The sequence below is a fragment of the Tsukamurella serpentis genome, from assembly GCF_054780975.1.
In genome coordinates, this window is record NZ_BAAGVH010000004.1 from 38,828 (window position 1) to 60,341 (window position 21,514).

Below are 21,514 nucleotides of genomic sequence, written 5' to 3' on the forward strand. Positions count from 1 at the left end.
TCGGCTCGCCTGCTGTGCGTGCTGACGCTTCTGGTCGCGATGACCGGCTGGGCCGTCCCCTCCCGGGCGGGCCTGCCGGATGCGCAGTTCGTACGGATCACCGTCGACGAGATCACCTCGTCGGTCACCGAGAGCTCACCCAACGAGGTGACCGTGCGCGGCTCGGTCGCGAACTTCGGGGATCGGGACGTCAGTGACCTGGACCTGCGGATCCAGCGCGCGCCCGCGGTCGCGACCTCGGCACAGCTGCGTTCGGATCTGGTGGCCGACAACAACGCCTACGACACCGTCGGACGTTTTCAGCCGGTCTCGAAGGTGCTGCGCCCCGGGGAACGCAGCGCCTTCGCCGTCTCGATCCCGGTGCGGCCCGGCGGCGCGAGCAGCGGCCCGACCCTGGGCATCAACCGTCCCGGGGTGTACCCGCTGCTGCTGAACCTCAACGGCAAGCCCGCGTACGGCGGCGTCGCGCGGCTCGACGATGCACGCACCCTGCTGCCCGTCTATTCCCTGCCGGCGGGCACCACCGCCGCCGCCGGTGACGTCGACCGGTCGATCACCAGCTCGCCGACTCAGCTGAGCCTGCTGTGGCCCCTGGCCGACAATCCCAAGCTCGCGGGCGGTGTCCCGGGCGGCGGCGACACCCCGATCCGGTTGGTCGACGATGCCCTGGCCGGGTCCCTCGGCTCCGGTGGCCGGCTCGACGGCCTGCTCTCGGCGTACGAGGAGGCCACCCGCGGTCCGGATCCGCGCCGGACCGCGCTGCGCGCCGCGGCCTGCCTGGCCATCGACCCCGACCTGCTGGTCACCGTCCAGGCCATGACCGGTCCGTACCGGGTCAGCCGCAATCCCGCCGACCCACGCGGTCCGACGGTCGCCGGGAGGGGTTCCGAGCAGGCCGGGGCCTGGCTGGAGCGGCTGCGCCGGGTGGCCGCCGATTCCTGCGTGGTGGCGCTGCCCTTCGGCCAGGTCGACCTGGAGGCACTGGGCCGCTCCGCGGAACCGTCCCTGCAGCGGTCGGCCCTGGATGCCTCGTCGGATGTGATCGACTCGATCCTGGGGATCAAGTCCGTCCGGGGCATCACCATCCCCGCGTCCGGGTTGTTGCTGCGCGACGGTGCCCGGCAGCTGCGGGCCTCCGACTCGTCGGCGACGGTGATCGCGGCGAACGCCGTCGCCCCACCGTCGGGCCGCCGGCCGCTGGCCTCGGGCATCGTCCCCGTCGGCCAGGGCATCGGGGCCGCGGTCTTCGATCCGAACGTCACCGCGGCGCTCGCTGCGATGGGCGGTGTCACCGACAGCGCCGAGCGGGGAGTGCTGCCCGGCGCCACCGGCACCACGATCACCGCCACCGTCTCCGATCCCGCCGAGGAGCCTGCGGTGATGCGCCGCCAGGCCGCGGTGGGCGCGGTGACCGCGGCCGCACTCGACCCGAGTCAGCGGTACGCGCCGGCCGGTGGCTGGGCCGCCAACACGGCCACCGATCCGATCGCCGATGTCACCGGTCGCACCACCCTGATCGTGCCGCCGCAGGTGTGGGCGGCAGGCCCGGCGGACGCCCGCGCCGTGCTGGACGCGGCGGAGTCGCTGCTGGGGGAGGGGCTCGCGGTGCCCCGGACCTTCCGCGACGTGGTGGCCTCGGCGCAATCCACCGGTCGTGACCCGGCCGCCGTCGCCTGGACCCTGCGCCAGCCCACCGGCAGCACCGCCTCCCTGGTTCCGGACGCCATCGTCGCTGCGGCCGCCGACCACGTGCGCCGGGTCGATCAGCTCGGTGCCGCGTTGCTGCCGCTGCCGAAGACCCCGCTCGGACCGTCGATCTACATCTCACCCATGCGGGAGGACGCCGTGCGCGCGCTGCGCTGGGCCCCGTCGCGCCAGGTGGTCGACGGTGACGCGAGCATCCGGATGACCGCCGCCCGGACCTCGCTGGACGCGCAGCTCGAATCGGTGCGGTTCGTCAATCCGGGCGGCGCGTACACCCTGGCCTCGGACAAGTCTCCGCTGCTGATCGTGGCGCGCAATGATCTGCCGCTGCCGATCCGGACCGTGATCGAGTGGTCGGCGCCGGAGGGCGTGACGATCGACGCCTCCGAGGTACAGGAGTTGCCGGCTCGCGGTACCCGGCAGATCGAACTGCCGACCACGGTGGACTACTCGCGGCAGATCTCGGTGAAGATGTCGCTGCGCACCAGTAGCGACATGCCGGTCGGTGATCCGATCTCCATCTCGGTGTACTCCAATGCGTACGGCAAATCGCTGTTCTGGATCACCTGCGCCGCCGGAATCCTGCTGGTCCTGCTGGCCGGGCGCCGGCTGTGGCGCCGATTCCGCGGCCGCCCGGACCCGTCCGACGCGGACCGCCCCACCGCGGACGAGCACGAGAAGCTGATCGCGAACAGTTACGCTGCACATCGACCAGCTGTACCCACAGAACACCCGGAACCGAAGGACTCATGAGCCGCGCCGAGCCCCGGCACATCCCGCCGAGCAGCAGACCCGTCGCTGCCGACGGCGGCGAGAGCGGCGAGGGCGGCACCGCGAGCCTGCTGCGTTCCACCGGATCCGTCGCGGTCGCCACACTCACCTCCCGGGTCACCGGGTTCCTGCGCACGGTCCTGATCGCCGCGATCCTCGGTCCGGCGATCGCATCGGCGTTCAGCATCGCCAACCAGATGCCGCAGCAGGTGTCCGAGCTGGTGCTCGGACAGGTGCTGACGGCACTGGTGATCCCGGTGCTGATCCGCGCCGAGATGGAGGACCGGGACCGGGGCCAGGCCTTCTTCGAGCGCCTGTTCACCCTGTCGGTCACGGTGCTCGGCCTGGCCCTGGTGCTCTCCCTGGCACTGTCCCCGTTGCTGGTGGGGTTGCTGGTCGGAGGCAGCAAGGTCGATCAGGGCCTGACGCAGGCACTGGTCATCATGTTCCTGCCGCAGCTGATGTTCTACGGGCTCTCGGCACTGTTCACCGCGGTGCTCAACACCCGCGACGAGTTCAAACCCGGCGCCTGGGCACCGGTGGCCTGCAACGTGGTGCAGATCGCCACGCTGGTCACCTTCTACCTGATGCCGGGCGAGCTGACCCTGAACCCGACCGCCATGGGGCAACCGAAGCTGCTGGTGCTGGGTATCGGCAGCACCCTGGGCGTGATCCTGCAGGCGATGATCCAGATCCCGGCGATGCGCCGCTGCGGGATCAGACTCCGCCTGCGCTGGGGCATCGACGACCGCCTCAAGCACTTCGGCAGCATGGGCATCGCGATCGTCGCCTACGTGTTCATCTCGCAGGCCGGCTGGTACGCCGTCACCCCGATCGCCGCGCACGCCACCGAGGCCGGGCCCGCGATCTACACCTACACCTGGATGGTGCTGCAGCTGCCCTACGGCGTGATCGGTGTGGCGCTGCTGACCGCGGTCATGCCCCGGTTGTCGCGCAACGCCGCGGAGGGCAACCGCAACGCCGTCCTCGACGATCTCTCGGTGGCCACCCGGATCACCATGGTCGCGCTGGTCCCGGTGGTCGCGATCATGACGGTCTTCGGCCCGTCCATCGGCCGCGCGCTGTTCAACTTCGGCGAGTTCTCGCAGACCAACGCCAACAACCTCGGTACCGCGATCTCGTTCACCGCGTTCGTGCTGATCCCCTACGCGATGGTGCTGATCCACCTGCGGGTGTTCTACGCGCAGGAGCGGGCGTGGGTGCCGACGTTCATCGTCATCGCGATCACCGCCGCGAAGATCTGCTTCTCGTACCTGGTGCCGGTCTTCGTCGATGACGGCAATCGGATCGTCGAACTGCTCGGCACCGCGAACGGGCTGGCGTACACGGCCGGCGCGATCATGGGCTGGTACCTGCTGCGCCGCACCCTGGGACCACTGCACCTGACCAACGTCACCCGCACCCTGGTGCAGACCGTATCGGTATCGGTGCTGGTCACGGTGACGGTGTACCTGGTCCTGCAGATCGACGGCCTGCAGCGGCTGGACAAGAGCGGCCCGCTCGGTGCGATGACCTACCTGGCGATCGCCGGGGTACTGTGCCTGACCCTGATCTACGCCCTGCTGGCGCTGTGGCGGGTCCCGGACGTGCTGGCCATCCTGGCGCCACTGCGCCGTATCGCGGCCCGGTTCGTTCCGGCGCTGCGCCCACCGCAGCCCTCGGAACCGGCGCACGAGCCGGTCCGGGCCCCCGACACCCGCGAGATGCGCCTGGATCAGTTGCAGGCGCAGGCGAACCTGCGGCGCGAGGAGATCACCGCCCAGCTTCCACGGATCGCCGACGATATAGGCCTCCCGTATGCTGGTCAAAGCCATGTTCCGCGGCGATCCCCGAGCAGCGCCACCCCACCGACCACGGGCCTGAGATACCGGAGAAGAGGAGCATTCGCAGTGACCGAGGACGACTCCGCACGTACCCCGGGCAGCGAAGCTCCCGGCACCGGCCAGATGCGCCTTCCCTCGGCTGTTCCCAACCCCGCCGTTCCCGGCGGCGCGCTGCCCGGCGAGGCGGTGCCGGGACCGCTCGACCCGGTCGACGATGCCCCGCGCGGCCCCGAGCTGATCCCCGGCGCGGTGGTGGCCGGCGGCCGGTACCGGTTGATCGAGCACTTCGGAGGTATCCGCGGCCTGCAGTTCTGGCAGGCCCGGGACATCAACCTCGACCGCGATGTAGCCCTGACCTTCGTGGACTCGGATCAGCGTGCCCCGGTGCCCGAGCGCGGCGCCCAGATCAGCCTGCGCGGTGAGGGCCCGCAGTCGATCCTCTCGCGCACCCTGCGCCTGGGCCGGGTGCACTCGAACGGCTTGGCCCGTGTGCTCGACGTGGTACGCGGCAGTTCGGGCGGCATCGTCGTCGCCGAGTGGGTACCGAGCAGTTCGCTGGCCGACGTGGCCGGCACCGCACCGTCGGCGATCGGCGCGGCGAAGGCGGTACGGGCACTGGCCGGGGCCGCCGAGGGTGCGCACCGGGCCGGGGCGGCACTGTCGATCGACCATCCGGACCGGGTGCGAATCTCTCAGGACGGCCACGCCTACCTGGCCTTCCCGGGCACGCTCGCCGATGCCACGAAGGAGTCGGACGTCCGTGGTCTCGGTGCGGTGCTGTACGCGCTGCTGCTGCAGCGCTGGCCGCTGGACGAGGCCACCGGCCGGGAGGTGACCTGTGGCTCGGGCACGGTCGCCGGGATCCGCCAGGCCCAGTCCGACGCCAACGGTCACCCGGTGGAACCGCGAGACGCCAAGAGCGACATCCCGTTCGAGATCTCCGCGGTGGCGACCCGCACTCTGGAGGGTGGCCAGGGCATCCGGACCGCGGCCACTGTGCAGCAGCTGCTGGACCAGGCCTCGGTGGTGGATGTGAAGACCGATCTGCTGACGCCGGTACGCGCGACCGACGGGCCCGTCCGGCCCGCGCCGGCTGGGAGGTCCGGCGCCGCAGCCGCCGCGGCATCGGCGGCTGAGCGGCCCACTCCGCCCAAGCGCATCCAATCGAAGTCGTCGCTCCTGTCCCGCGGCGCGGGCGGGAAGAAGAACGTTCCGCTGCTGGTGGTCGCCGCGTGCGCGGTGGCGCTGCTGCTGATCATCGGGCTGACTCTGCTGATCAGCAACCTCACCCGCAGCAGCGACACCCAGTCCAGTGTGGGATCGCTGTACTCCTCCTCGGCATCGTCCCCGGCGACTGCCACCGGTGACGTGCCGCCCGCGCCGGGGATGGGTGCACCGGTGAAGTCGGTCAACGTGGGATTGGTCGACTTCTCGACCGCCGGCCGCGAGTCGTCGGCGAACCTGGGCAATGTGCTCACCGGTCGAGCACCGTCCTGGAAGACCGACACCTATCAGTCGGGTCCCGCGTTCGGGAACCTGAAGAAGGGCGTGGGGCTGCTGGTGACTCTGGAGAAGGCCGTCTCGCTGACCCGCGGCACCATCACCTCCCCCAGCGAGGGCACCACGGTGGAGGTACGCACCTCCAACCGGGATTCGGTGAAGCAGCTGGACGAGACCTCGCTGGTGTGGTCGGGCACCCTGAGTAAGGGCGCCAACGATTTCCACGTCAGCACCGTGGCCCCGCGGGCGAAGTACGTGCTGGTGTGGATCACCGGACTGACCAAGGTCTCCACCACCGACTGGAACACCACCATCAATCAGGTGGCCTTCCAGGGTTCCTGAGAATCGTTGCGCGCCTGTGGTTTCGTCGGAGGTTTCGTCGGAGGATTCGTCCCCGCGCGATGACGGTGCGGTGATCGGCGCGGACGGACTGGCCCGTCCGGCGTGGGCCACGGACGGCCTCCTGCGCGAGTACTACGACACCGAATGGGGTATGCCCGTCCGCGACGAGCGCGGCCTGTACGAGCGGATCTCGCTGGAGGGTTTCCAGGCGGGATTGTCGTGGGCGACGGTGCTGCGCAAGCGTCCGGCGTTCCGCTCCGCGTTCGCGGGATTCGACCCCGAAGCGGTATCCCGCTTCGGCGACGACGACATCGAGCGGCTGATGAGCGATGCCGGGATCATCCGCAACCGGCAGAAGATCGAGGCCACGATCGGCAACGCCCGGGCGGTCCTGGCGCTGCGCGACGATGGCGGACTGGTCGATCTGGTGTGGTCGTTCCGGCCGGCGGTCACTCCCGCGCCGCGCACCGCGGCCGAGGTCGCCACGACGTCACCGGAGGCGACGGCGCTGTCGAAGGAACTGCGCCGCCGCGGATTCCGGTTCGTGGGACCGACCACCATGTACGCCCTCATGCAGGCGGTCGGGCTGGTGGACGATCACCTGGTGGGCAGCCACCGCCGGGGGTGCTCAGGGCTGTGGAGCGGTTGAGATGTGACCGTAGCGGTGGGTGGTGGTGCTCACCGCCTGCTCGCGGAGCACGGTGAGCAGTTCCCGCCGGCCGGAGAGCAGCACCGGCCCGCGCAGCACGCTGTGCCCGTACCGGGCGGCGGCCGCGAGCAACTCCGGCTCGGGCTCACCGAGGACCCGGATACGAGCCGGCTCGGTACGGCCGGCCAGTCCGGTGGCGTACTCAGCGGCGCTGTGCTCGGGCGCCTGGAATCCCTCCGGTGCGCCGGGGCCGGCGGTGACGTCGAGCCGGGTACCGGTGCGTGCCGCCGCGAGTTGCAGGCGCACCAGGTCGCGCGGCTTCGCTCCGGCACCGATCCTCACCTCCAGGCGGGGGAGCGGACGGTAGCGGAAGACGTTCGTCTCGCTCGCCAGGCCGGTGGGGTCGTGTTCGACGCCGAACTCGTCGTCCCAGGCACGCCGGTCCGAGGCCGCGGCGGCGTGCAGCCAGCGCACGTCGTCGGGATCGAGGAGGTCCGCGGCGGCGATGATCCGCTCACTGAACACGGTGGGGGCCTCCGCGGCCACGGCCGGGGTAGCCGCGTCCTTCCAGCGTCCGAACTGGGCCACGTAGTTCGGTCCACCGGCCTTCGCGCCGGGACCGATCGACGAGCGCTTCCAGCCGCCGAAGGACTGCCGCTCGACGATGGCTCCGGTCATGTGCCGGTTGATGTAGAGGTTTCCTGCCTCCACCCGATCCCGCCACTGCTCGATCTCGTCGGGGTCGAGGCTGTGCAGACCCGCGGTAAGGCCGTAACCGGTCGAGTTCTGTAGGCGCAGGGCATCGTCGAGCGTGTCCACTCGCATGATTCCCAGGACCGGCCCGAACAGTTCGGTGGTGTGGAACCAGCTGCCCTCGGCGACACCGTCGAGCACACCCGGACTGTAGCGCCGGCCCTCGTCGTCGAGTCTGCGCGGCTCGACCAGCCAGCTCTCGCCGGGGCCGGGTTCGGTGAGTCCGCGCAGCAGTTTGCCCGACGCCGCTTCGATCAGTGGGCCGACGGAGGTGCTCAGCTCGTGGCCCTCGCCCACCACCAGGCTGCGGACGGCGTCCTCGAGCTGGCCCAGGAAGCGCCGGGAGGTTCCGACGCTACCCACCAGGATCGCCAGTGAAGCCGCCGAGCACTTCTGTCCGGCGTGGCCGAAGGCGCTGCGCACCAGGTCACCGACCGCGAGATCGGGGTCGGCGGCGGGGGTGATGACCATCGCGTTCTTGCCGGAGGTCTCGGCGAGCAGGTCCAGCTCCGGGCGCCAGCCGCGGAACAGCGCGGCGGTCTCACTGGCACCGGTGAGCACCACCGCGTCGGCGTCCGGATGGGTCACCAGGCGCCGGCCGGCGGCGGCCTCGTCGGCGTTGACCAGCTGCACCAGCTCGGCCGGTACCCCGGCGGCGTGCAGGGCCGCTACCGCGACGGTGCCGCACTGCAGGGCCTGCGGGGCCGGCTTGATGATCACCGCGGCGCCGGCGGCCAGGGCCGCGAGCACACCGCCCACCGGAATCGCGACGGGGAAGTTCCACGGTGGCGTGACCACGACCAGGCGGTGCGGGGTGAACTCGGCCTCGTCGTCGGTCAGGTTCCGGGCGCTGTACGCGTAGTACCGGGCGAAGTCGATCGCCTCGGAGATCTCGGGATCGGCTTCGGCGACGGTCTTTCCGGCCTCATAGGCCATGACGGTCAGCAGTTCGCCGCGGCGGCGCGCGAGTTCGTCTGCCACCCGGTGCAGTTGCGCCGCGCGGTCGGCGGCCGGCAGCGCGGCCCAGGCCCGCTGCGCCCGCAGGGCGGTCGCGACCGCTTCGTCCACGGTCTCCGGCTCGGTGATCCTGGGCGAGACTCGCACGTTCGGCGGGGTGAGCAGCGCCGCCTTGGCCCATTCCCGGTTGCCCGGGGTGGACGGGTCGGTGTCCGGCTCACCGACGAACCGCCCGTCGGCGTCGGCACCGTGGCCGGTAGGGGCGAGGCTCCGGTCCTGCACCCGGTTGGGGCCGTCCTGCACCTCGTCGCGGCGAGCGGCTGCGGTGCGGAATCGGCGCTCCTCCAGGACGATCGCGCTGGTATCGGGGCTGAACATGGAGTACAGGAAGTTCTCGCTCGAGGAGTTCTCCTCGAGGCGGCGCACCAGGTACGACACTGCCACGTCGAAGTCACCGGCATGCACCACCGGGGTGTAGAGGATGAGCGTTCCCACATCGGCGCGCACGGCGGCGGCCTCCATCGGGGCCATACCCTGCAGCATCTCGATATCGAGCTGGCGCATGACGTTCCGGCGTTCGGCCAGCTCCACCGCGTAGGCCACGGAGAACATGTTCTGCGAGGCCACCCCGACGCGGATCGCGTCGGCGTTCTCGGGCTGCAGCACGGTGTCGACCATGCGCAGGTAGTTGGCGTCCACGTCGGCCTTGTTCCCGTACGTGGCCAGCGGCCAGTCGTGCAGTTCGGCGTCGACCCGTTCCATGGCGAGATTGGCGCCCTTGACCAGGCGAACCTTGATCGGCGCTCCGCCCTCGGCGACCCGGCGGCGCGCGAAAGCGGTGAGTCGCTGCAGCGCTGACATCGAATCGGGGAGGTAGCCCTGGAGCACGATTCCCGCTGTCAGTGAATGGAATTCGGGCTCACTGAGCAGGGTGGTGAAGACCTCGATGGTGAGATCGAGATCCTTGTACTCCTCCATATCCAGGTTGACGAACTTGCCGCCGTCACGGGCGGTGCGGTACAGCGGCCGGAGGCGTTCGACGATCCGGTCGCGGTTTCCCTCGAGATCCCACGGGATGAGCTGTGCGACAACGGAGGAGACCTTGATCGAGGCGTAGTCCACGGCCGGGTCGCGCAATAGGCGGTGAGTGCGGGTGAGCCGGTTGTCGGCCTCCCCGCTGCCGAGGACCGCCTCACCGAGCAGGTTCAGGTTCAATTGGACACCGAGTTCCCGGGCCCGGCGCAGTCGCCGCTGCAGCTTCTCACCTTCGGCGTCGAAGACCAAGTGCCCCACCAGCTGCCGTAGTCGCAGCCGGGCCACGGGCATGGCGATCGAAGGGGCGACCGCGGCGGCGACGGTGCCGGCGCGGAGCATGGCGGCGTCGAACGGGCTCATGAACTTCGAGCCCGAAGATCCGAGTGGTTCCACCAGCCGGCGCAGCGCTTTCGCGGCGACCCGATCGTCCTCGGGCCGGGCGACCTGATCCACGAATCCCATCGTGAATTCGACGCCCTTCGAATCATGCAGCAGTGCAGCGAGACTCGACGTGGCAGCAGCCTCCCGGCGGCCCACCTCGGCCGGACGCGGACCACGGCTGGTCCGGAGCCAGCGCTTGGCACGCGCGACGGTGGCGTCGACGATCTCGCGCTCGGCGGCAGGGGAGGATGAAGGGGAACGCTCGACCATGAAAGGCCTCCTGTAGCTCGCGTGGTGAATGGAGAATCCACAGCGACGGGTGCGCCACCTGGCCTGGTGAGGACTATAGACCCGCCCTCCGGGGAAGCGCCAGAGAATGTCCGATCGCAAAGTACGGACGGTCTCCGGTTGGCGGGATTGAATTGCAAAGTTCCGCCACCGGGGGTGGTCTGTTCGCCCTAGCATCCGTGCATGAACGAGTGGGGGAACACCATGTCGCGGCCGGCCGGGTCGGGGGACTCGGTAGCGGGCGGGACCAGCAGGAGCACCGGCTACAGCGGAAGCAGGGGCTACCGCATCCGTCCGGTCCCCGATATCGGGACCGACACCGAGAAGTCCCCGTCGGACGAGCGGTTGCTCGAACGTGCCGCACGCGGTGACCACGACGCCTTCACCCAGTTGTACCTGCGGCACCGTCGGCAACTGCACGCCACGGCACTGCGCACCATCCGAGCGCACGCCGATGCCGAGGACTGCGTCCAGGAGGCGATGCTGCGCGCCTACCAGCTCTCGCCGGGTTTCCGCGGCGATTGCCGGGTGGCCAGCTGGCTGCACCGGATCGTGGTCAATGCCTGTCTGGATCGCGCGCGCCGCAACCAGATCCGGGTCTCGCTGCCGATGCCGGACGATCTCAGCGGCCTCGGGTCCGACGAGGGCCGATCGGCGGCCGACCTCGACCGGCGGCTGTCGGTGGACGCCGCCCTGAAACTGCTCCCCGAGGACCAGCGCGCTGCGGTGATCGCGGTGGACATGCACGGTCTGTCGGTGGCCCAGGCGGCCGAACTCCTCGGGGTGGCCGCCGGCACCGTCAAGAGCCGGCGCGCGCGGGCCCGGTCGCGTCTCGCGCGTTTGCTGTACTGACGTGCGCGCCGCGCACCAGGTGGGACATCCATCCCGGTTCTCGCGGGAACCGAACGGCTCTCCGGTGCGTCCAATTGATGGAGGGGAGCGCTGACGATGAATCCACGAGCCGGGCGCACGAACGGGCGGCGCGAGCGAGCGCTCGCCCGTGCGCGCGAGATCCGTCTCGACGCCGCCCTGGCCGAGTACCGTGATCGCACCTACGCCGGTTGGACGGCCCCGGGGGGAGCCGCTGTGCCCGCATCGGTGGACCGACGGATCGTCGCGGCGTTGCGGGCCGCCCCGTCACCCGGGAGGCCACGCAGCCGGCTGGTCCTGGGCCTCGCGGCGAGCGCCGCCGCCGTCACCGCACTGGCCGTGACCGTTGCGCTCACCACTGTGGAGGAGACCACCACCGAACCGGAGACCGGTGTACTGCTGGCCGCGGCCGCCCCCGGCGGGGACCGCGGAGTGTTCGCCGATCAGGACGCACTGCGCCGGTGCCTGGACGCCGCCGCCGTACCCGCCGCGCGGCGCACCCTGCTGGGTTCCGGGCCGGTGGACGTGCTCGGCGATCACGCCACTGTGCTGCTGCTTCCCGGAACCCGCCTCGGCGATCTGACGGTGCTCGCCGTGACCCCCGACTGCGCGCGGGGAGCACCGTCGTCCATCGTGGTCAAGCGCACCCTCCCGGCCACCGCACGCTGACCTCCCGCCGCCGTAATCTGGAGACGGGGCAGCCCGGGAACACATCCGGGCCCGCCGCCGTTGGCACAGATGTCGGCCCGGAGCACCGGGCGCTCTCTACGAGGTTGGGTAGGTACATGACTGCAGCAGGCACCGAGATCGCGGACGTGATCATCATCGGATCGGGTCCGGCGGGGTACACCGCGGGCGTCTACACCGGCCGTGCCGAGCTGAAGACCATCCTGTTCGAGGGCACCGAGTTCGGTGGCGCCCTGATGACCACCACCGAGGTGGAGAACTACCCCGGCTTCCGCGAGGGCATCATGGGCCCGGAGCTGATGGACCAGATGCGGGAGCAGGCACTGCGCTTCGGCGCGGATCTCCGCATGGAGGACGTCGAATCGGCACAGCTCGACGGTGAGATCAAGGAGGTCGTCACCGCCGAGGGCACCTACCGCAGTCGCGCGGTGATCCTGGCGATGGGCGCCGCCGCGCGGTACCTCGGCGTTCCCGGCGAGGAGGCGCTGCTCGGCCGCGGCGTGAGCGCCTGCGCCACCTGCGACGGCTTCTTCTTCCGCGATCAGGACATCGCTGTGGTCGGCGGCGGCGACTCCGCGATGGAGGAGGCGATCTTCCTGACCAAGTTCGCCAAGTCCGTGACCCTGATCCACCGCAGCGAGAACTTCCGCGCCTCGAAGATCATGCTCGAACGCGCCCGCGACAACGACAAGATCCGCTTCCTCACCGACACCCGGGTCACTGCGGTGCAGGGCGAGAAGGCCGTCGAATCGCTGGCGGTCGAGAACACCGTCACCGGCGCCGCCGACACCCTCGCGGTCACCGGCCTGTTCGTGGCGATCGGCCACGATCCGCGTTCGGCACTGGTCGCGGGGCAGGTCACCGTCGATGACGAGGGCTACGTGCAGGTCGAGGGCCGCACCACCGCCACCGGCGTCCCCGGCGTCTTCGCCGCGGGCGACCTGGTCGATCACACCTACCGGCAGGCCGTCACCGCCGCCGGGAGCGGCTGCGCCGCGGCGATCGACGCCGAGCGCTGGCTCGCGCACCACCGCGAGACCGCCGGGGCGCAGTAACCCGCAGTACTGGCCTTTCCGGCTTCCCTCGTCGTACCCCACCGTCCCCCGTCCACGCCCCGTACAAGGAGTTCCCATGGCAGAGATCGTCACCCTGACCGATGACACGTTCGCCGAGAAGGTGCTGCAATCCGATAAGCCCGTTCTGGTCGACTTCTGGGCCACCTGGTGCGGTCCGTGCAAGATGGTGGCCCCGGTGCTGGAGCAGTTGGCCGCCGAACACGGCGACAAAGTGACCTTCGCGAAGATCGAGGTCGACGAGAATCCGGGCGCTCCGCGGGACTACCAGGTGCTCAGCATCCCCACGCTGATCCTGTTCCAGAACGGTGAGCCCACGGGCAAGCTGGTGGGTGCGAAGAGCAAATCGGCGATCCTCAAGGAGCTCAACGGGCTGGTGTGACTCGCCGATGCGTTGGGCGCTGAGCGCCCGAGGTCGTATCGTGTACTCGATTTACCGTCCTCGGGCCGCCGCCCGCGCCGACTACCGAAGGGTCGTCCATGCCACGCATCAGCCTCGGTGATCACGGTGGCGCCGTGGCGGAGATCCGCGGCATCCTCGCCGATCAGGGATTCCTCCGGGACCACGTGGCCCCGACCGAACTGGTGTCCGGCGGCTGGACCGCCCCCGAAGCGGTCTTCGACCGGCGTCTGGACCAGGCCACTCGCGCCTTCCAGCAGCAGCGCGGCCTGCTGGTCGACGGTGTCGTGGGCCCGGCCACCTACCGGGCCCTGCGCGAATCCACCTACCGGCTCGGCGCCCGCACCCTGAGCTACGTCGCCTCGGCCCCGCCGTCGGGCGACGACGTGGCCGCGCTGCAGGCCCGGTTGCAGAACCTTGGCTTCTACGCCGGCATGATCGACGGCCTGTTCGGCCCGCAGACCCACCTGGGCCTGTCCGCCTACCAGCGGGAGTTCGGGCTGGTAGCAGACGGCATCTGCGGTCCGGCGACGCTGCGCTCGTTGACCTTCCTGGGCTCACGCGTGACCGGCGGCTCGCCGCACGCGATCCGCGAGGAGGAGCACGTCCGGCGGTCGGGTCCGCGGCTGTCCGGTAAGCGGATCGTGATCGATCCGGGCCTGGGCGGACCCGACCGCGGCGTCACGATCACCGGTCCGGACGGAGCGCCGGTGACCGAGGAGGAGATCCTCTGGGACCTGGGTTCGCGGCTGGAGGGCCGGATGGCGGCCGCGGGTATGGAGACCTACCTGTCGCGGCCGCGGGGGATGGACGCAGCGGACAGCACCCGCGCATACACGGCCAACACCTTCGAGGCCGACATGATGATCGCGCTGCGCACCGCGCACTACCGCAACGACCGCGCGCACGGCGTGGCCTCGTTCCACTTCGGCAACAGCCACGGCGCGAGCTCGAACATCGGCCGCAACCTGGCCGGCTTCATCCAGCGGGAGATCGTTGCCCGCACTCCGCTCAGCGACTGCCACTACCACGGGCGCACCTGGGACATCGTGCGGCTCACGCGCATGCCCACGGTGCAGATCGACCTCGGATACGTGAGCAACCCTGCCGACGCGGCGGTGCTGGCCTCACCCGAGATGCGCGACACCATCGCCGAGGCCATCCTGGTCGCGGTCAAGCGGCTGTATCTGCTGGGCGAGAACGACCGGCCCACCGGCACCTACACCTTCGCCGAGCTGCTCGAGCTCGAGGAGAGCGCCGACAACCGCCGCTGACGGCGCCTCGACGCGCTGTACGGCCGCTAGAGCGATCGGCGCCGAGATACCCGGCCCACGGGTGCCGCAGCGTCTCCTGTGCCCTCCAGGGCCTCCCTGAGGGCCGCATCGCCGGCTCCGGCGGCGAGCAGCTGCTCCAGCGCGTGCTCCACACCCGCCTTCCAGCCCAAGCCCTCGGACAGTTCCAGTCGCAACCGGGGGAAACGGTGGTGCGGTGCCACCGTCTCGAACCCCATGCGCTCGAGGAAGCCGACATCGGTGAGTGGCACCTGCTTGCAGCCACAGGGACCGCAATCTAGTTGTGCCACAACGCTTTCCGTGGTCTGTCCGACGGGGGTGAGCAGCGCGAAGGCCTCCACGGCCCGGACACCGCGCCGCACCAGATCGGTGCACACCGCCGTCACCAGTTCCTCCTTGACCCGCTCGTCCACTCCCGGTTCGGTGCCGACCCAGGTCAGGAGCACCGCATCCGGTCCGACCGGCGCGGTGGGGAAGTAGGAGGCTCGCGGTACCCGCAGCGGAGGGGCGTAGAAGGCGACTCCGACCACGCGGGGACCGCCGTCGGCGGTGTGGTCGAGCGCCACCTGCCCGCACGACCCCCACTCCAGCATGAGCATCGACAGCCAGGCTTCCTTGTCGAACTCGGTATCGGAGAGGGTGGCACCGTCCGGCGCGATCTCCCAGTAGACGCACCGCCGGATGTGCCGGGGCAGATCGTCGAATCCCCCGAGGGTCAGCGGAACGATCGTCAGAGCCATCGGAGGTTACCGCTCGGCGAGCAGACCGACGATGCGCTCGAGATCCTCGGCGGATCCCACCTCGACCACGATCCGGCCCTTGCGCTTACCCATCGAGACCGAGACCTTGGTATCGAGTCGGTCCGAGATCCGGTCGGCGAGCTCGCGCAGACCCGGGTCCGCCGGTTCCCGCCGCTGGGGCCTGGCCGGCGCGGCGGGGCCGTCACCCCGATTGGCGAGGGTGACCGCTTCCTCGGTGGCCCGTACCGACATGCCCTCGGCCACGATCCGGGCGGCGAGCGACTCCTGGGCCTGCGATCCGGCCTCCAGGGCGAGCAGGGCACGGGCGTGCCCGGCCGAGAGGATTCCGGCCGCGACTCGGCGCTGTACCGCCACCGGCAGGCGCAGCAGCCGGATGGTGTTGGTGACCACGGGACGGGACCGTCCGATCCGCGCGGCGAGTTCATCGTGGGTGACGCCGAACTCCTCCAGCAGCTGCGCATAGGCCGCCGCTTCTTCGAGCGGGTTGAGCTGGACGCGGTGGATGTTCTCCAACAGCGCATCGCGGAGCATGTCGCCGTCGGCCGTCTGCCGGACGATCGCGGGGATCGTCTCCAGCCCGGCCTCCTGACTGGCGCGCCAGCGCCGCTCGCCCATCACGAGTTGGTACTGCACCTCACCCTGCGGGGAGGGGAGGGGCCGCACCACGATCGGTTGCATGAGGCCGAACTCGCGGATCGAGTGCACCAGTTCGGCAAGTGCCTCCTCGTCGAAGACGGCGCGCGGCTGCTGCGGGTTGGGCTGGATCGCGGTGGGGGCCAGTTCCCGGTAGACGGCTCCGGCCTCGGCGAACTCCTCGTGGTTCTCCTCGGAGGCACCCTCGGCACCGGGACGCGGGGACGTCGGCCGCTTCTGCTGCGCGGCGTCGGGACGCGGTGTGCCCTGATCCGGAGACTGCGCCGTCCGCGCACCGATGATCACGTCCGCTGCGGCGTTGCCCAGACGCGGCCCTTCCTGCGGTCCGGTGGGGATCAGCGCCGCGAGGCCGCGGCCGAGTCCGCCCTTCTTCTGCGTCGCCATCGTCAGACCGCCTGCGTCGCGCCGCGGACGGCGAGTTCCCGGCCCGCATCGAGGTAACTCATCGCTCCCCGCGATCCCGGGTCGTAATCGAGCACCGTCGTGCCGTATCCGGGCGCCTCGGAGACCTTGACGCTGCGGGGGATGGTGGCGCTGAGGACGCGCTCGCCGAAGTGGTTGCGTACTTCCGCTGCCACCTGATCCGCGAGCTTGGTCCGTCCGTCGTACATCGTGAGCAGAACCGTCGAGACGTGGAGGTCCGGATTGAGATGTGCCTGCACCAGTTCGATGTTGCGCAACAGCTGCCCGACGCCCTCGAGTGCGTAGTACTCGCACTGGATCGGGATGAGCACCTCGCGTGCCGCAACGAGCGCGTTCACCGTGAGCAGCCCGAGGGAGGGCGGGCAGTCGATGAAGACGTAGTCGATGTCGTCGCCGGCAGGGTTGTTGAGCGCGTTCTTGAGCCGGGTTTCACGGGCAACCATGCTGACGAGTTCGATCTCCGCGCCGGCGAGATCGATGGTGGCGGGAACGCAGAACAGGTTCGGCGAGTGCGGACTCTGCGCCATCGCGGCCTCGAGCGTGGTCTCGCCGATGAGCAACTCGTAGGTCGACGGGACGCCGGATCGGTGATCGACACCCAGTGCGGTGCTCGCGTTGCCCTGCGGGTCCAGATCGATCACCAGCACCCGCAGTCCCTGCAGTGCGAGCGCGGCGGCGAGGTTGACCGCCGTGGTGGTCTTGCCCACGCCGCCCTTCTGATTGGCGATGGTCAGCACCCGCCGAGCGCGGGGCTTCGGAAGCTGCCCCGCCGCTCCCGGCGTCAGGACCTGGCTCGCGCGGCGCGCGGCGGCGGCGATGGGGGTGTCGTCTTCGGCGGTTCCACGTGAAACGTCGAAGCCGGTTTCGTGATCAGTCACGCGCTCTCCTCAGCTGTTGCCCTCATCCTAGTGACTCCGGCTCGGTCCGTCAGCCCGGCATCCGCTTCCCGCTCCCAGCCGCCGCCGCTTCTGGACCGCGCGCCCGATCTCCGCGCGCCGCGACGAGTCCAGGTTCCCCGTGACACTCCCGCGGACGAGTGGCTCAGCACCGGGGCCGAGGGTCCGGAGCCTCCCTCGGTCGATCGGAGAGGGGGAGACGGGGATCTGCGGGGCGCGGTGGGAGCACCTGAGTCGCGTAGTTCGTCTCGTTTCACGTGAAACGCCGCTCCGACGGAGAGCCGCGGCTGGTCCGCCAAGTCTTCGGCCGACGTGATCGTCACGTGTCGTTACTGACCGCGGGTGATCACACATCCGAGATTGGGGTGCGAAATGCCGGATCTCGCCTCAGCGAGCGGCGCGCCCCCGCTTCGTCGTCGCCGGCGCACGGCGGGTCGCGCGCACCACGGTGGTCGCAGGATCGACGATCCCGATACCGCATTGGACCACCTCCGGGTTCTGGAAACCCGCCTTCGTCAACACGCCCCGGTGCTCGTCGATCTCCTCGGCCGCGCGCGATCCCTTCAACGCGAGGAGCCGACCGCCGTCACGGAGCAGCGGCCCGGACCACGGAGCCAACTTCGGGAATCCGGACACCGCCCGCGACGTCGCGGCGTCGGCACCGTCGACCGCATCGATCACCGACCGCTCCTCGGCGCGACCCCGGACCACCCGGACGTTCGGGAGCCTGGTCTCGCAGAACTCCTGCAGGAAGACCGCGCGGCGGAGAAGCGGTTCGACCAGGATCACGTCCACGTCCGGCCGAGCGATGGCCACCGGGATACCGGGCAGTCCGGCACCGCTGCCGATGTCGACGAGCGATTCACCGGACTCCAGCAGCTCCCCGAGCACGGCGCAGTTGAGGATGTGCCGTTCCCAGAGGCGCGGTACCTCCCGGGGACCGATCAGGCCGCGCACGACACCGTCGGTGGCGAGTGCCTGTGCGTACTCCACGGCAAGGGGGAGAGCGTTCCCGAAGACCTGCGCTGCGACCGGGGGAGTGGGCGGCAACGTGGTCGCGCCCTCGCTCGGTGCCTCTGTCGCGTCATCGCGCCGTTCCACGTGAAACCTCCGAATCACACCACTGTTATTCCTGAGGGGCCTGGCCCCGAGAACGACGATGGGCCCCAGGCGCACGGCCCGGGACCCATCGCTGACCTTCACGCAGTCTAGGCGTTCGGCAGAACCACCACGCGACGGTTCGGCTCGGCGCCCTCGCTCTCCGAGCGGACACCGTCGACCTTGGCGACCGCGTCGTGGACGATCTTCCGCTCGAACGGGGTCATCGGCTTGAGCGACTCCTTCTCGCCGGACTCCGCGACGCGTTGCGCCACCTCGGCACCGAGGCTGGACAGGCGCGTCCGGCGGCCGGCGCGCCACCCGGCGATGTCGAGCATGAGCCGGCTGCGGTCGCCGGTGGACTGCTGCACAGCGAGTCGAGTGAGTTCCTGCAGTGCGTCGAGCACATCGCCGCGCTGGCCGACCAGCTTGCTCAGGTCCTCGCCGCCGTCGATGGCGACGATCGCACGGCCACCGTCGACGTCGAGGTCGATGTCGCCGTCGAAGTCGAGGATGTCGAGCAGCTGCTCGAGGTAGTCGGCGGCGATCTCGCCTTCTTCGACCAGGTCCTCGTCCTCGTCCACCGGCGCCTCGGCAACGGCCTCGGCGGTGATGGTCTGCTCCTCCTCGACGGTCACGTCGTCAGGCATGGGTACTCCTTGGGTCATTCGTGGGGGGTTCGTGGGGGCGATCAGCGCTTGCGCTTGCGCCGCTGCTGGTTGCCCTGCTGCTGCTTGCGCTGCTGCTGACGGGGATTCTGCGTCGGGTGCGGCTTCTTCGCCGGCGCCGGCTTCGCACCGGCAGCGGGCTTGGCGCCGGGGGAGGGCTTCGACGGGGCCTCGGCATCGGAGTCCGCGTCCTCGCCAGGAGTCTCGGTACCGGTCACGTCCGCAGCCACCTGGGCGGCGCCGGACGCAGGCTTGCGTTTGGGCTTGGCACCGGGCTTCGGGGCGTTCTCGGCACGCTTCTCCTGCGCCAACCGCTTCTTCTCCTCGTCCTCCTTGTCCAGACGACCGAAGACGATGTGCTGCTGGAAGTACGTCCAGATGTTCTGCGTGACCCAGTAGATGAGAATCGCCACCGGCAGGAAGAAGCCACCCACCAGCACACCGATCGGGAAGACCCAGAGCATCAGCCGGTTCATGATGGCCGTCTGCGGGTTCTCCAGCGAAGCCACCGGCTGCCGGGAGATGGAAGCACGCGCGTTGAAGTGCGTAGCCAGCGCGGCGACGATCATCAGCGGCAGGGACAGCGCGATGATCCACCACTTCTCGAAGTTCGGCTCGATGTATCCCAGATCCGGTCCGACCGGCATGAACGCCTGGAACTGCGCGACCGGCTCCTGCACGTAGGACGAGAGCGGGACACCGAACAGGCGGGCGTCCAGGAAGCTCTGGACGTCCTGCGCGGAGAAGAAGTAGTTCGCGGTGTGCCGGGTCTGGTACGCGTTGAGGTCCGGTGACCCGAAGAACTGGGTGGTGCCGCCGCTCATCCGGTTGAACGAGCGCAGCACGTGGAACAGGCCGATGAACACGGGCACCTGCAGCAGTGCCGGCAGGCAGCCGAGCAGCGGGTTGAAGCCGTGCTCCTTCTGTAGCTTCTGCATCTCCAGGGCCAGCTTCTGCCGGTCCTTGCCGTACTTCTTCCGCAGCGCCTGCATCTGCGGTTGGAACTCCTGCATCTGCCTGGTCGTCTTGATCTGCCGGACGAAGGGCTTGTACAGGATGGCGCGCAGCGTCAGCACCAGGAAGATGACCGACAGGGCCCACGTGATGCCGCTATCGGCACCGAGGCCGGGGACGACGGAGAACACCTTGTGCCAGACCCACATGATTCCCGATACCGGGTAGTACACGTAGTCCAGCGATACTGGATTGAAAGCCACGGCTTCTAGCTCCTAGCTGTTTCTTGCGGAAGGTTCTCGGGCGCGGTGCTCCGCGCGATGGCACGAGGGGCGCCGGGGCGCCGGGGCGCCAGCGGCTATTCCGGGACGGGGTCCCACCCGCCGCGATGCCACGGCCCACATTTCAGCAGCCGAATGGTACTGAGGTACACACCTTTGACGGCCCCGTGCGCGGTGAGGGCCTCCACCGCGTATTCGCTGCACGTGGGAGTGAAACGACAGGTGGGCGGACGCATCGGGGAGATCCAGGTCCGGTACAGCTGTACCAGTGAGATCAGCGCCCGACGGGGCGCCGACCGGAGCTCCGGCGCGCTCACAGCGCACCCAGTTTCGTCAGGCCCTTGCGCAGTTGCCCGGCCAGCTCGGCGGCATCGTCATCGGCCGCCGGACGCAATGCACGGATCACCACCAGTGAGCCGTCATCGAGTCCGTCGACGACGGTACCCGCCGCTGCCCGCAGCCGGCGCGCCACCGCATGCCGGGTGACCGCGTTACCCACGGCCTTGGAGACCACCAGGCCCACACGCGGCGGCGCGGTGAGCAGTTCTTCGCCGGACACGACGATGCCCGGTTCCCCCCCGCGAGAGGGAACCGGGCTCGTCGCACCGCGTGCGTTCGCCACGTGCACCACGATGGATCGGCGACCGATGCGGCGCCCACCCTTGACGGCCGCCGCGAAATCACGCGACGAACTCATCCGATGGCGGGCGGGTAGCACTGCGATGGTCTGCCTTCTCTATCGCCTCTGCACGAGCGCCACCGCATCCCGGGGGACACGGTGGCGCTACGCGATGAAAGAAATCAGGCCGTCAGCTTCGCGCGGCCCTTGTTGCGACGCGCGGAGACGATGGCACGCCCGGCACGGGTACGCATACGAAGACGGAAGCCGTGAACCCGCGCGCGGCGACGGTTGTTCGGCTGGAACGTCCGCTTGCCCTTGGCCACGGTGACACTCCTTGTTCAGTAGGCGGCTCGTGCCGCCTGGTGTTGGACGGAAAATCTTCGGCGGCACATGAAGGTCGACTTGAGGTCGAACTCGCCCGACGAATCGGTGTGCGCACAGACCGGTCCAGCCTACTTACCGGCGTTGACAAGGTCAAACCGGACTCGGCCCGAACCGGTGGCGCAGCTCACATTCCAGATTCGCGACACGCCGAATGTCCGCGACATCCCACGGTGTCCTGGGCGTATGTGCTTCCTGTTGAGGACTGACTCCCTCTCTGTTAACTTTGC

General features: G+C 69.8%; 18 protein-coding genes. 8 read left to right on the top strand and 10 right to left on the bottom strand.

What is annotated here, in order from left to right:
• The first annotated feature begins 18 nt into the window (after nt 1–18).
• From ACYVHG_RS11975 to ACYVHG_RS11985, 3 genes are all read left to right on the top strand, one after another.
• Nucleotides 19–2,457: a glycoprotein gene (locus ACYVHG_RS11975; protein ID WP_461167691.1), complete on the top strand. Its 2,439-nt coding sequence runs from the start codon at nt 19–21 to the stop codon at nt 2,455–2,457.
• The gene (locus ACYVHG_RS11980) at nt 2,454–6,161 is read left to right on the top strand and encodes a murein biosynthesis integral membrane protein MurJ (protein WP_461167692.1); all 3,708 of its coding nucleotides are present in this window, start codon (nt 2,454–2,456) and stop codon (nt 6,159–6,161) included. Before ACYVHG_RS11975 ends, ACYVHG_RS11980 begins: the two co-directional genes overlap by 4 nt.
• Before the next feature lie 70 nt (nt 6,162–6,231).
• Nucleotides 6,232–6,810, top strand: a complete 579-nt coding sequence (locus tag ACYVHG_RS11985) for a DNA-3-methyladenine glycosylase I (RefSeq protein ID WP_461167693.1) — start codon at nt 6,232–6,234, stop codon at nt 6,808–6,810.
• Here the strand turns inward: ACYVHG_RS11985 and ACYVHG_RS11990 are convergent.
• A complete protein-coding gene (locus tag ACYVHG_RS11990; RefSeq protein ID WP_461167694.1) occupies nt 6,790–10,206 on the bottom strand; it encodes a proline dehydrogenase family protein in 3,417 nt (1,138 codons plus the stop codon). The two genes, ACYVHG_RS11985 and ACYVHG_RS11990, sit on opposite strands and share 21 nt — an antisense overlap.
• 201 nt (nt 10,207–10,407) lie before the next feature.
• On the opposite strand from ACYVHG_RS11990, the gene sigM reads away from it, so the two are divergent.
• The 5 genes from sigM (at nt 10,408) to ACYVHG_RS12015 (ending at nt 14,528) form a co-directional block, all read left to right on the top strand.
• Nucleotides 10,408–11,076 carry an RNA polymerase sigma factor SigM gene (sigM, locus tag ACYVHG_RS11995; protein WP_461167695.1) on the top strand — a complete coding sequence of 223 codons (669 nt, stop codon included), beginning with the start codon at nt 10,408–10,410 and terminating at the stop codon, nt 11,074–11,076.
• Nucleotides 11,077–11,172: 96 nt separating this feature from the next.
• Complete coding sequence (locus ACYVHG_RS12000; protein ID WP_461167696.1) at nt 11,173–11,763, top strand: hypothetical protein; 591 nt, start codon at nt 11,173–11,175, stop codon at nt 11,761–11,763.
• Between the two features lie 116 nt (nt 11,764–11,879).
• Complete coding sequence (gene trxB / locus ACYVHG_RS12005; RefSeq protein ID WP_461167697.1) at nt 11,880–12,836, top strand: thioredoxin-disulfide reductase; 957 nt, start codon at nt 11,880–11,882, stop codon at nt 12,834–12,836.
• Nucleotides 12,837–12,912: 76 nt separating this feature from the next.
• A complete protein-coding gene (trxA, locus tag ACYVHG_RS12010; protein WP_461167698.1) occupies nt 12,913–13,236 on the top strand; it encodes a thioredoxin in 324 nt (107 codons plus the stop codon).
• A 98-nt stretch (nt 13,237–13,334) separates the two neighbouring features.
• Nucleotides 13,335–14,528 (top strand): N-acetylmuramoyl-L-alanine amidase, encoded by a 1,194-nt coding sequence (locus tag ACYVHG_RS12015; RefSeq protein ID WP_461167699.1) that lies wholly within the window; start codon nt 13,335–13,337, stop codon nt 14,526–14,528.
• Nucleotides 14,529–14,554: 26 nt separating this feature from the next.
• Here the strand turns inward: ACYVHG_RS12015 and ACYVHG_RS12020 are convergent, their stop codons facing one another.
• The 9 genes from ACYVHG_RS12020 to rpmH all read right to left on the bottom strand — a co-directional run bounded on the left by ACYVHG_RS12020 (nt 14,555) and on the right by rpmH (nt 21,226).
• Entirely contained in the window at nt 14,555–15,286 is a 732-nt protein-coding gene (locus ACYVHG_RS12020; protein ID WP_461167700.1) for a GNAT family N-acetyltransferase, read from the bottom strand.
• Between the two features lie 6 nt (nt 15,287–15,292).
• Nucleotides 15,293–16,345, bottom strand: a complete 1,053-nt coding sequence (locus ACYVHG_RS12025; RefSeq protein ID WP_461167701.1) for a ParB/RepB/Spo0J family partition protein — start codon at nt 16,343–16,345, stop codon at nt 15,293–15,295.
• Nucleotides 16,346–16,347: 2 nt separating this feature from the next.
• Nucleotides 16,348–17,262: a ParA family protein gene (locus ACYVHG_RS12030; RefSeq protein WP_461167702.1), complete on the bottom strand. Its 915-nt coding sequence runs from the start codon at nt 17,260–17,262 to the stop codon at nt 16,348–16,350.
• 405 nt (nt 17,263–17,667) lie between these two features.
• Nucleotides 17,668–18,330: a 16S rRNA (guanine(527)-N(7))-methyltransferase RsmG gene (rsmG, locus tag ACYVHG_RS12035; RefSeq protein WP_461167891.1), complete on the bottom strand. Its 663-nt coding sequence runs from the start codon at nt 18,328–18,330 to the stop codon at nt 17,668–17,670.
• Nucleotides 18,331–18,488: 158 nt separating this feature from the next.
• Entirely contained in the window at nt 18,489–19,028 is a 540-nt protein-coding gene (locus ACYVHG_RS12040; protein WP_461167703.1) for a Jag family protein, read from the bottom strand.
• A 41-nt stretch (nt 19,029–19,069) separates the two neighbouring features.
• Nucleotides 19,070–20,209 carry a membrane protein insertase YidC gene (yidC, locus tag ACYVHG_RS12045; RefSeq protein ID WP_461167892.1) on the bottom strand — a complete coding sequence of 380 codons (1,140 nt, stop codon included), beginning with the start codon at nt 20,207–20,209 and terminating at the stop codon, nt 19,070–19,072.
• Nucleotides 20,210–20,358: 149 nt separating this feature from the next.
• Entirely contained in the window at nt 20,359–20,598 is a 240-nt protein-coding gene (gene yidD, locus ACYVHG_RS12050; protein WP_461167704.1) for a membrane protein insertion efficiency factor YidD, read from the bottom strand.
• The gene (gene rnpA, locus ACYVHG_RS12055; RefSeq protein WP_461167705.1) at nt 20,595–20,999 is read right to left on the bottom strand and encodes a ribonuclease P protein component; all 405 of its coding nucleotides are present in this window, start codon (nt 20,997–20,999) and stop codon (nt 20,595–20,597) included. Before rnpA ends, yidD begins: the two co-directional genes overlap by 4 nt.
• An 83-nt stretch (nt 21,000–21,082) precedes the next feature.
• On the bottom strand, nt 21,083–21,226 hold the full coding sequence (gene rpmH / locus ACYVHG_RS12060; RefSeq protein ID WP_126195658.1) for a 50S ribosomal protein L34: 144 nt from the start codon (nt 21,224–21,226) through the stop codon (nt 21,083–21,085).
• Between the last annotated feature and the right edge of the window lie 288 nt (nt 21,227–21,514).

Bases quoted from the DNA above. Each gene is read 5' to 3' on its own strand.
- ACYVHG_RS12040 (WP_461167703.1), bottom strand. From the start codon at position 19,028: ATGCCTGACGACGTGACCGTCGAGGAGGAGCAGACCATCACCGCCGAG.
- trxA (WP_461167698.1), top strand. From the start codon at position 12,913: ATGGCAGAGATCGTCACCCTGACCGATGACACGTTCGCCGAGAAGGTG.
- ACYVHG_RS11980 (WP_461167692.1), top strand. From the start codon at position 2,454: ATGAGCCGCGCCGAGCCCCGGCACATCCCGCCGAGCAGCAGACCCGTC.
- ACYVHG_RS12020 (WP_461167700.1), bottom strand. From the start codon at position 15,286: ATGGCTCTGACGATCGTTCCGCTGACCCTCGGGGGATTCGACGATCTG.
- ACYVHG_RS12025 (WP_461167701.1), bottom strand. From the start codon at position 16,345: ATGGCGACGCAGAAGAAGGGCGGACTCGGCCGCGGCCTCGCGGCGCTG.
- trxB (WP_461167697.1), top strand. From the start codon at position 11,880: ATGACTGCAGCAGGCACCGAGATCGCGGACGTGATCATCATCGGATCG.
- ACYVHG_RS12015 (WP_461167699.1), top strand. From the start codon at position 13,335: ATGCCACGCATCAGCCTCGGTGATCACGGTGGCGCCGTGGCGGAGATC.
- sigM (WP_461167695.1), top strand. From the start codon at position 10,408: ATGAACGAGTGGGGGAACACCATGTCGCGGCCGGCCGGGTCGGGGGAC.
- yidC (WP_461167892.1), bottom strand. From the start codon at position 20,209: ATGTGGGTCTGGCACAAGGTGTTCTCCGTCGTCCCCGGCCTCGGTGCC.
- ACYVHG_RS12000 (WP_461167696.1), top strand. From the start codon at position 11,173: ATGAATCCACGAGCCGGGCGCACGAACGGGCGGCGCGAGCGAGCGCTC.
- ACYVHG_RS11990 (WP_461167694.1), bottom strand. From the start codon at position 10,206: ATGGTCGAGCGTTCCCCTTCATCCTCCCCTGCCGCCGAGCGCGAGATC.